At 63.2% G+C, this 7,672-nt stretch carries 5 protein-coding genes; all 5 read left to right on the top strand.

Translation table 11 applies throughout. The features are described 5' to 3' along the window. The first annotated feature begins 70 nt into the window (after positions 1–70). The gene (locus tag QZ588_RS13040; protein WP_295543378.1) at positions 71–1,864 is read left to right on the top strand and encodes an ATP-binding protein; all 1,794 of its coding nucleotides are present in this window, start codon (positions 71–73) and stop codon (positions 1,862–1,864) included. Between the two features lie 11 nt (positions 1,865–1,875). Next, positions 1,876–4,029 carry a hypothetical protein gene (locus QZ588_RS13045; RefSeq protein ID WP_295543379.1) on the top strand — a complete coding sequence of 718 codons (2,154 nt, stop codon included), beginning with the start codon at positions 1,876–1,878 and terminating at the stop codon, positions 4,027–4,029. Next, entirely contained in the window at positions 4,013–6,214 is a 2,202-nt protein-coding gene (locus QZ588_RS13050; RefSeq protein WP_295543380.1) for an ATP-dependent helicase, read from the top strand. The genes QZ588_RS13045 and QZ588_RS13050 overlap by 17 nt, the downstream gene beginning before the upstream one ends. An 11-nt stretch (positions 6,215–6,225) precedes the next feature. After that, positions 6,226–7,242, top strand: coding sequence for a PD-(D/E)XK nuclease family protein (locus QZ588_RS13055; RefSeq protein ID WP_295543381.1), 1,017 nt, complete (start codon positions 6,226–6,228; stop codon positions 7,240–7,242). Between the two features lie 62 nt (positions 7,243–7,304). Next, on the top strand, positions 7,305–7,672 hold a 368-nt coding region (locus tag QZ588_RS13060), incomplete at its 3' end, for a DEAD/DEAH box helicase (RefSeq protein ID WP_295543382.1).

Consider the following 7,672-nt stretch of genomic DNA (forward strand, 5'->3'; position numbering starts at 1 on the left):
TAGTATCGACGCCACACACGCGCAATCGCGAACACCGACAACAGCAATAACAACCCTCGACGCACCAGCCATGGCAGACCTCGACGCCCTCCTCACCGACCTCGGCACCCGCTTCGGCGTGCTCGCCGAGAGCAACACCTACCAGCTCACCGTCATCGCCCACAACAGCGATGTCGCGGTGGGCGACCTGTTCCTGCTGCCCTGCAAACGGGGGCCGCACCGCTTCTACATCTTCCGTACGACGCAGTATGCGAACGTCCTGAACCGCACCATCGAGGTCAACGACGTCGCGCGCAACAAGCTGACCATGCCGGACTCCTATCTCGCGGAGGACCTGCGCGAGGAGCAGCTGATCGAGCTGAAGGGTCTGGTGCTCGGCTATGCGCAGCACGAGGCCGCCACGGACACCTGGAGCTTCCACCGGCCCCGGCGCCTGCCCCAGCACCTGACCGATGTCTACCTGGTGAACCCCGGCAACCTGAAGGTGCCGGGCATCATGCGGACGCTGCTCGGCTCCCAACTCGGCGAGGGGCTCTATCTCGGCGACCTGCTGGCGGGCGAGCAGCCGCTGCGCGGGGTGCCGGTCTGCCTGCCCCCGTTTGCGCTGTCGCGCCACATCGGCGTCTTCGGGCGTACCGGGTCCGGCAAGAGCAACCTGATGATGGTGTTGCTGCGCTCCATCCTGGATCACAACCGGCAGGTGAGCGAGGGCGAGCGGAGCGACGCGCGGGTATCGATCCTGGCCATCGACCCGCACGATGAGTTCCGCAACTGGCATGCCGCGGTGGGCGGTGCGGGCGGCGTCGGCGCCATCGTCGGCGGCTATTCGGCGCAACAGCGGGCCGCGCTGGTGGAGCCCTTCTACTACCTGACCGCGAAGGAGATCCCGGCGCCCGGTCTGGAGCGTCGTGCGTTGCTCTCCCGCGCCGATCTAATGCCGGCGGACCTGATCAGCGTGATGGACTTCTCCGAGCAGCAGGTGTCCTTCGCCACCCAGTACTACGCCGACCACGGCGAGCAGTGGGTCGGGCGGCTGTTCGTCGGTGACACGGATGCCGACGACCCGGACGCGGGTCCGCAGTTCCTGGAGGCCACCATCGCCGCGGTGCAGCGGCGCATCGGTTTTCTGCGGGTCGGGCATACACGGGTCTTCACGCCGTTCGATCCTGCCGCGGGCCGCCCGTACGACTCCCTGCTGCCGGACATCATCTGCGCGCTGGAGACCGGGCGGGTGCTGCTGATCGATACGACGCTGATGTCGGAACTGGAGCAGTTCCTGTTCACGACCGTCGTTGCGCGGGTGCTGTTCAGCCTGCGCAAGGCACTGCGCGCCGCGCAGTCCGCGGCGGACCTGGAGCGCGAGATCCGTCAGGCCCTCGGCAACGACGACAACAACGGCCAGGTCGGCATGCAGTCCCTGGCCGACGCGCTGATGGACCGGCTCGGCGAAGGGCGCCTGCCATACTTGGCCGGCGAAGACCTGCGCACGCCGGACCAGCTTCCGTTCGTCAACGTGGTGGTCGAGGAGGCGCCGAGCGTGCTGAACCCGCAGCGGCTGCGCTTCGGCAGCGTGTTCCGGGACATCAGCCGCCAGGGGCGCAAGTTCGGCATCGGGCTCAGCGTCGTCAGCCAGCAGGTCAGCGAGATCGACCAGGGGGTGCTGACGCAGCTCAACACCGAGCTCAACATGGCGCTGGGCAATGAGAACGAGCGCCGCGATGCCATCCGCAACGCCTCGGCGGACCTGATGGGCTTCGAGCGGGAGTTGCAGGTGATGGGCAAGGGGCAGGTGTTGGTGAGCGCGTCGTATATGGACGTGCCGCTGCCGATCCAGGTGCCGAATTTCGACGACCTCGGCAGCTAGGGGCCGCTGCCATGGCCGACGTCACCGGACGAGTCTACGAGGCGTTCACCGAGTTCTGCCTGCGGCAGCTGGGCTATAGAGACGAATGGACCGAAGGGCAGACGCCGCTATATCTTTACGAGCACCACTGCGAAGCCCGTTGTCATTCCGTCCCCGGAATCTGCACGCATCAACAGGTTTGTAAAGCCCGTTCAAACGAACAGGGCATTCTATTCGGTCCGTGGTACGACCCGGACTTCATAGTCGTAGACCGCGAGGTGCCTGTTGCGTGTCTTCATGTGACACACTGGTCCAATCCGCGCTCGTCACAATATAAGTTCTGGCGCACAAGTGAAGATCACTTTCAATACAAAGTGGCATTCGGGGCTCAGTTTCTTTCGGTCAACATCGTCTTTGTCGCGCTTGATCCTGGTCAGCAGCCACGGCGCGTCGTCGACTCCGAAGAACTGATTGCGCTGAACGGATGGAGTCCGGGTAATGGTGCAATGCTGAGCGTGTCCTTCGATTCGAGCATTCTCTTTCCGGTGGATTATCCGGCACTGGAGATCTACGCGTCGAAATTGCCGGCGAAAATTTCCGGCACACCGAGGCAACGCCGAGCGATCTACAATGACCTTTGGGACACCCTCTATTCGACCGATTCGACCCTAGCCGACGCAGTCGATCATGCTGTCGACCTACTGCGCCAATCGCTCACCGGCAAGCCAAACCCAAGATATCCGGAATCGGCAGTCAAACACCTGCAGGATGTCTGCTTTCGGGGCAGACAGAAAGCCGCGGGTCTGCATGCAACAGCGAGTCGTTACCGAAAGGGCTTACAACACGCCTACATCGTGCGTGAAATGATCTCTCGCCATTGGCAAGGGGCGATCGACGCCTCCGAAGTCCTATGGTCGATCCTGACCAGCCCGCCGCGGTTTCTGCGCGCGAGGCTTCCGGAGCTGCTTGGCATGGCCCACCGAAATGCCGCCGACGTGGAGTGTGAGGCTCTTGCGAAGCTGCTGGCCGAGCTCCCCGTGCAGATGGATAAGCGCTCGCCCATCCCGATGCTGACGTCTGCGGCCGGGATCGGTCATCTAGGGTGGAATCATGACCTCTCGGGCTTTATCGAGGGTCTCTCCCTGTTGCCCGCAGAAGATTTGACTCGCTTCAGAAATTCAATGGAGGAGCTTTTCGCGAGCTACGCGAGCGCTTATGGGATCGAATGGGTACTGAATGATCTGTACGATCCTTCTCGCATCAAGGACAAGATCGACTACGTACAGCGGGAGTATTTGGGCATCGACGACGAAGCGACGTTCTGCGAAAAGCTGAGTGCGGATATGAAGATGCCTGAGGCGACGCCTCCCCATCAATCCGTTGTGCCAGACGCTCACAACTGGCCGATTGACGTGCTGCTCACGTTCTTCAACTTGGGCAGCATGCAGCACATCACGACTTGCCTGCCAAGGCGTTTCCGAACTGAAGTCGGCCATTCCCTGAGATCATATGCCTATATGGGCGACTATGGAAAGATCGTAGGCCATTTGGTTGCCGGTGTTCCGCTGGGCCAGTTCTTCTCCGGCGCCGCGGAGTTGTCGGAGCAAGAATTGTATGCAGCAGTCAACCCGCTCTTCGCCGAATGCCTATGGGAAGCCATGCAGGGCAACGCGACCCTGGATGCCGCCACAGCCGTAACGAACTATCGCTACAAGAAGGCACTGCGCATCATCTCATCGCCAGACCTGGAGCCTATCTCGTTCTTGTTCCGCATGGCGCTACCGGAGCTGGAAGACGGCCCGACGCTCCGCGGTTGCTTCAACCAGCTCAGCACCCAGCGACGATGGAGCCGTGCGGCTTTGACGACGGCAACGGCGGGATGCGATCCGGCAACTAGCGCAGTGATTCAGACACAGTCGGTTTTCGGCAAGAAGCACATCGCAGACAAGACCCGCGAGCTAGCGGGCCGGATTCGATCGGTGCATCTGCGCTGCGCCGAAGACGGCACCTTCAAGCCTGAGCCCAGCCCCGGCGAGCACTACCTCGTCGTCGATGGCGACTGGCCAGTGGCGAGCAAAATCAATCTGCTTGAGGCGGGCTTCAGCGGCATCTTCGAGATTGGCGAGCTGGACCGGCTCGCCGAGCACCTTGCAGAGCAATTAGACAACAATGATCAACCTGACTGACTTTCACCAAGCGCTGGATCAGGCGCGCGGCTATCCGCTGAACGGGCAGCAGCGCCAGGCGGTCGATTTCGGCACGGGGCCGCTGTGGATTATCGCAGGCCCTGGCTCCGGCAAGAGCGAGGTGCTGGCGACCAGGGCGCTGAAGCTGATCTGCGTGGACCGCGTCGAGCCCAGGTCGATTCTGCTGACGACCTTCACGAAGAAGGCGGCGCGCAACCTGGAGGACCGGCTTGCGGCCTACCTGCTGGCATTGCAGAGGGCGCAGCCGGCGCGTGGCTCGCTTGACATCTCCGACATGCGCGTCGGCACGCTGCACGCCCTGTGCAACGACATCCTGCAGGAGTTCCGTTTCCCGGGCTATCAGAACGTGCGGCTGCTGGAGGACCTAGAGCAGCACCTGTTCGTCTACAAACACACGGCCATCGTCGACCACACCGACCTGGCTTTCTGGACCAAGTTCGACTATGCGGTGACCCGCTGGAGCCCGAACGGGGGTTATCCCCCGAACAAGTGGGCGCGCGCGAAGGCGGCCGTCATTCTGTTCAACCATATTGCCGAGGATCTGGTGGACCTGGCGCGGATGCGCGCGGCAGGCGGGCATTGGGCGACGCTTGCGGACCTTTACGTGGACTACGAAGCGACTCTCCGCGATCGCTATCGCTGCGACTACGCCCACCTGCAGCAACGGTTCTGGGAGTTCCTTCAGGTTCCCATGGGGCAGGGGTTTCTGAACGGGTCGCCGGACAAGAACCCGCCGCTGACTCATGTTCTGGTGGACGAGTATCAGGACACCAACCCGATACAGGAGCGTATCTATCTGGCCTTGGCCCAACAAGCGCCGCACAACCTGACCGTGGTCGGCGACGACGACCAGGCCCTTTATCGCTTCCGGGGCGGCACCGTGGCCTGTATGGTCAACTTCGACCAAGCGTGCCAGGTGACCTGGGGCGTTGCTCCGCAGCAGGTTCCGCTGACTGACAATTATCGGTCGCACGATGAGGTGGTGCAGTTCTTCAACGGCTACATCCGCTCGTTCACGGAGATGAATCAGCCCGGTGTGCGCGCACCGAACAAGCAGGACATGGTTCCCCAGGCAGGCCGCCCCGCCGCGCATCCGGGAGTGGTCTGGATCAGCCCGCGGCGGGCGGGCGACCTCGGCCATGCCGTTGCCGACTTCATTCAGCAGGATCTGATGGGCGCCGGGGTCATCTCCGACTGGAGCCAGTGTGTGATCCTGCTGCGCAGCGTGCAGGATACCCCGCGTAACGCGGGGCCTTATATCCAGGCGTTGGCGGATCGCGGCATCCCGGTTTACAACCCCAGGTCGCGATCGTTCCTGGACAGCGAGGAGGTGCAGTGCCTGCTCGGTGTTCTGATCCGTCTGCTGGACCCGGCGCAGAGCTACATGAGTGCCGCGACGCCGAATGGACAGCCGCCGTTCTGGCAGGCGAGCATTGCAGGCTGGTGCGACGCACTGGATCAGGTGCTCACGGGCAACGCACACGATACCACTGCGCTGGATGACTACATCCACCGCAGCCTGGCAGCCTTAGCGCAGGAGTACCAGCGGCATGCGGGCCGCTTCTTGGGTGTGACGCTCACCGAGATTCTGTACCGGGTGCTGGCCCTGGAGCCGTTTCGGACCTGGCGGCAGGACCCAAACCGCAACCTGCGGCTATCCAAGGTGACTCGCCTGTTCGAGAGCTATCACAGCTTCAACCTGGATACGCTGCGGGCGGAGCCGGACGGCTCACAAGTGGCGCAGAATTTTCTCGGTCAGCTCTACTGGATGTTCTTCGGCTACCTGATCGCAAGCGGGGTAGACGACGACGAGGATGATGAGGTGATTGTCCCCCCAGGATACCTGCCGATGATGACCATCCATCAGGCGAAGGGGCTTGAGTTCCCCTTTGTCATTGTCGGACATCTAGGAAGCAGCGGGCGGATTGGGGCATCTCAGGCGCTGGAGGTCGAGCTTGCGCCGTTCCGGCAGGATCTGTATCCCCGCGCAGCGCGCACGCCTGACCTGCTCGCGCTCGAAGATGACATCCGGCTGCTGTACGTCGCCTACTCGCGCGCCGAGTATGCGCTGGTGCTCGCAGGCACGCAGGCGCAGGTCAAGAGCCATGTTGCCGCACCGGGGCGGGATTACACCGGCTTCCGGCGCACCGTGCGGACCATTTGAAGGGGTGCGTCATGACCAATCCATTCCAAGGTTTAAGCGTGCCGCTGACCGCCAGCGCCAGCATCAAGCGGCGCTACAGCGTGACGCAGGACGTGGTGAGCTATCGCCGTTGCGCGCGTCAGTATGGAGCATTCAACGTCCACAACTATGCCCCGGCACACCAGACGCAGCTCTACTTCGGCACGGTGCTGCATCAGGTGCTGGACCGCTGCCACGGGCACTTTCAGGGCTTGGTGAACTCCTCTACGAAAGGGCAGGTGCCTGACCAGGGGCGGGTGTTGTCGGATGCCGAGCTGCAGCAGCACTTCGCCGACATCCGCAACGCCATCGACAACGGCCAGCCGCAACCGGCGCCGCCGACAGACCTGGTGCGGTACTTTCTGGAGGTCGAGCAGGGGCTGAGGAGCCAGGGCATTCGCGCGATCACGCCGGACCTGCGCCTCAAGGCACTGCGCATTATCCAATACTTCAACGCCCTCGAAGGGCCGGAACTCTATGCGCGGGTGCGCGATACGGAATTGCGGCTGCAGGCGGACCGGCAGTCGCACATCCTCCATGGTGTCGTCGACCTACTGGTGGAGAACCCGAACAACGCGGACCCCAGCGAATGCGAGATCTGGGACTACAAGGGCATGTCGCGGGTCGGGTTGCTGCGTGCAGACCTGCAAACCTACCTGTTCCAGATGCGCGTCTATGCGCACCTTTACGAGCTCAAGTTCGGTGTACTGCCCAAGCGGGTCGTGCTGTACTTCCTCGGAGAGCTGGATGGTGACCGAGCGCCCCACACCCGGCCGGCCAATGCGACGCTGGAGCTGGCTATCCACAACGGCATGAGCTCCAACGAGATCGGAGAGGCGATGCAGGCGTTCGCCGATACGGTGAAGGAGATCGAGACTTCCCGTGCCCAGGACCATTGGCCAGCCGCATCCCCCGGGGAGATCAGCGAGCAGGACTGCGCGATTTGCGATCTGCGCTGGGATTGCGCAACGCCGAACGGCGGACAGGGCGTTGCCCTGCGATATCCCTGACGGAGTGAGGTGAAGCTTGGGTGTTGCCCTCCCCAATCCTGCCTCGGAGCTGGGAGCAGCAGGTGCCCGATGATTGGGTCGAACTGCTGCGACGCCTGGTTCCGGCGGCCACACCGCGACCGGTCCAGGCCCTGGCGCTGGAGTGTGGGTTGCTGACCAGTCGGCGGAACGTCATCGTCGCGGCCCCCACCAACTCCGGCAAGAGCCTGGTCGGCATGCTGGTGCTGCTGGAGGCGCTGCGGCAGGGGAAGCGGGCGCTGTTGATCGAGCCGCTGCGGGCACTGGCCAGCGAACAGGCGGACAATGTGCAGCGCATGCTGGCCGCGTGCGCGGACCTGCTCGACGTGAAGCCTTCGGTTCGGGTCACGACCGGCGATTACCGGCTCCAGTCCGAGGAGTATGCAGACCCGGCGCCGGCCGCGGAGCTGAT

It is taken from the genome of uncultured Thiohalocapsa sp. (assembly GCF_913062725.1).
Classification (GTDB): Bacteria; Pseudomonadota; Gammaproteobacteria; order Chromatiales; family Chromatiaceae; genus Thiohalocapsa.

What these genes read in the sequence shown, in the direction of transcription:
- QZ588_RS13040 (WP_295543378.1), top strand. Translation starts at nt 71, where the DNA reads ATGGCAGACCTCGACGCCCTCCTCACCGACCTCGGCACCCGCTTCGGC.
- QZ588_RS13045 (WP_295543379.1), top strand. Translation starts at nt 1,876, where the DNA reads ATGGCCGACGTCACCGGACGAGTCTACGAGGCGTTCACCGAGTTCTGC.
- QZ588_RS13050 (WP_295543380.1), top strand. Translation starts at nt 4,013, where the DNA reads ATGATCAACCTGACTGACTTTCACCAAGCGCTGGATCAGGCGCGCGGC.
- QZ588_RS13055 (WP_295543381.1), top strand. Translation starts at nt 6,226, where the DNA reads ATGACCAATCCATTCCAAGGTTTAAGCGTGCCGCTGACCGCCAGCGCC.